Source organism: Calditrichota bacterium (assembly GCA_014359355.1).
GTDB lineage: Bacteria > Zhuqueibacterota > Zhuqueibacteria > JANLFK01 > Oleimicrobiaceae > Oleimicrobium.
In genome coordinates this window covers 1-2,358 of sequence record JACIZP010000337.1, presented here as the reverse complement: position 1 = coordinate 2,358, position 2,358 = coordinate 1, and the positions used below count along the sequence as shown (strand labels likewise).

2 protein-coding genes are annotated in these 2,358 nt (G+C 59.1%); both read right to left on the bottom strand.

Annotation, left to right across the window (positions count from 1 at the left end; genetic code table 11):
- Nucleotides 1-2,009, bottom strand: a 2,009-nt coding sequence (locus tag H5U38_14280) for a glycosyltransferase (GenBank protein MBC7188187.1), incomplete at its 3' end; no start/stop codon positions are given.
- A 198-nt stretch (nt 2,010-2,207) separates the two neighbouring features.
- On the bottom strand, nt 2,208-2,358 hold a 151-nt coding region (locus H5U38_14275; protein ID MBC7188186.1), incomplete at its 5' end, for a polyprenol monophosphomannose synthase.

Below are 2,358 nucleotides of genomic sequence, written 5' to 3'. Positions count from 1 at the left end.
TAGTACAGCAGCTGCCGCTCCTTCTCCTTGGTGGTGAGATCTCTACTTCCTTTCAGCTGGGTAATGCCAGTGATGCCCGGCTTGAGCTGTTTGGGCACCTCAGCACTGGGTTCGCTGCTAAACTCTGCACCGACCAGGGTCAGGTTCCCCACCAGCACGTCCCAGAGCAAAGGAAGTCGAGAGACCTTTGTCCCGTCTCGAGCCACAAGCTCGTGCGCAGCCACCAGTTTCCCCTCCCGCCCCACGATGAGGCGTCTCCGCAGCCGGTAGCCACGAGCCACCAGGAAGTACAGCATCACCGGTGCTACGAAAGCAAGGGCCGGTAAGGCAACGCCGACGTCCAGTGCGCGCTTCACGAAGCGGTGCCACGCGCTGCTAAAGCGGTATTCGACCTCCACCAAGGGTATCTCCGCGAGGCTATCGATGGACGCCTTGCCGATAATCACCTCCAAGTGGCTGGGGACTAGCTTGAAACTCACCCGCGAGCGATTGGCGCGGTCCATCAGGTCGAGGATACGATCATAAGGGATACGGTCAGTAGAGAAGATGACTTCCTGGACACGATGGGCACGGAAGAGCTCGTCTAATTGGCCGCTGGCCGCGAACACCGGCACTCCCTCCAACTCCTCCCCACTCGCCGCGCCGTCCAGGCTGACAATCCCCACAACCTCGTAGGAGCTCTCGAATCTGCTCCGCAGTCTGCGCAATAGATCGCGCACAGAGCGACGGTCGCCGACCAGAAGCGTCCGTCGCCGGAGCAGAGACTTACCCAGCGTCCCACGGAAAGGGAGGCCAAGGCGGGGCAGTAGACGGACAAGAATCCGCCACCCGGAGATCAACGCCAAGTTCAGCACCCCGGAAATGAGCACCACCGCTCGGGAGAAGCCATACTGTTTGAAAAAGAACGTAAACGCCGAATTGACCACCAGCCCGGCAAGCATCGCGGCTGCGGCCGCAGTCGACGAGTACCGCTTCGCTCCGTAGCAGCCGTTCGCTGCCAGGCACATAAGCCAGACGAGCGAGTAGAAGACATTCACCGCGAGAAAGCTCGGCAAGTGGACGAGGTTACCGAACCAGATTTCCACGGCGATGGTTACTGCCACGTACATCAGCGCCAGGTCGATTACCGGCTCCGCAGCCACCCGCGCCGCGCGGTTGAAAAACGACAGCGCAGCCCTCAACCAGATCGCCAGCACCAAGAACCAGCGCAAGGGAAAGAAAGAGCGTCCGGCGAAGTGCTTACGCACGAAGAGATGCATCGCTTGATAGAAGAGCCGCAGACTGTCGAACCCGCTGCGCCGCGAGCTTTCCCCTTTAAAGTGCACAATCTTGGTCTCGGGGACGTAGTAGACCTTCCAGCCCGCATTCCTGAAGCGCCAACACCAGTCAAGGTCCTCACCGTAGAGGAAAAAAGTCTCGTCCAAGAGGCCAACCTGCGCGACCGCTTCCCGGCGCACCATCATGAAGGAGCCCGAAATGGCTTCCACCTCATAGGTTTGGTCCGGGTCAAGGTAAGTGAGGTTGTAGCGCCCAAACAGCCTGCTCTTGGGGAAGAGGCGGCTCAAGCCCACCAGCTTCGTGAACGCTACCCAGGGTGTAGGGATGCTTCGCCTGCAGGCCTGCTGCAGCGAACCATCCGGATTCAAGATTTTGCAACCGACCATCCCCGCCTCAGGATGCGCCCGGAGAAAGGCCAATAGAGTTCGGAACGTGTCCTCCTGCACCACGGTATCGGGATTGAGGAGGCAAAACACCTGGGCTTCACTCTGGCGCAACACCTGATTGTTGGCGGCCGCAAAGCCCACGTTCGTCTGATTGGCAATGAGCCGCACCTCCGGAAACGAACGTCCCACCATCGCCACGGTGCCATCGGTGGAGGCGTTGTCAACCACCCACACCTCTGCCGCAATCCCTTGCACGGCCTTGCGCACCGAGGTGAGGGCCTGCTCCAAGAAATCACGCACGTTGTAGCTTACAATGATGATTGCAAGCTCTGGGGTTGCGCTCATCGAGTCAAACGAACAGAGGTCGCCTCAGTTGCCAACTGCAACATACGAAAAACTTGGCAAATAGTCAAGCTGTATCTCCCAGAACAGTGACGCCTGGCCTTTCCCCGTTGGGCCAATGAGCGGTTCGCTTTGCCCTGCCTATGAGAAAGGCAAACCCGCTGGTTTGCCTCCCGAAACGAGTATGTGGAACATCGCCGGCTACAGTTTCCCTATGAGGTCATAGAAACGCAGTTTCCACACCATCCACACTGCCTCGCGTACGATCTTCTTGGACATCTTCGACGTTCCGCTCCGCCGCTCCACGAAGGTGATGGGGACCTCGCACACTTTGAACCCTTTGCGAAAGGCC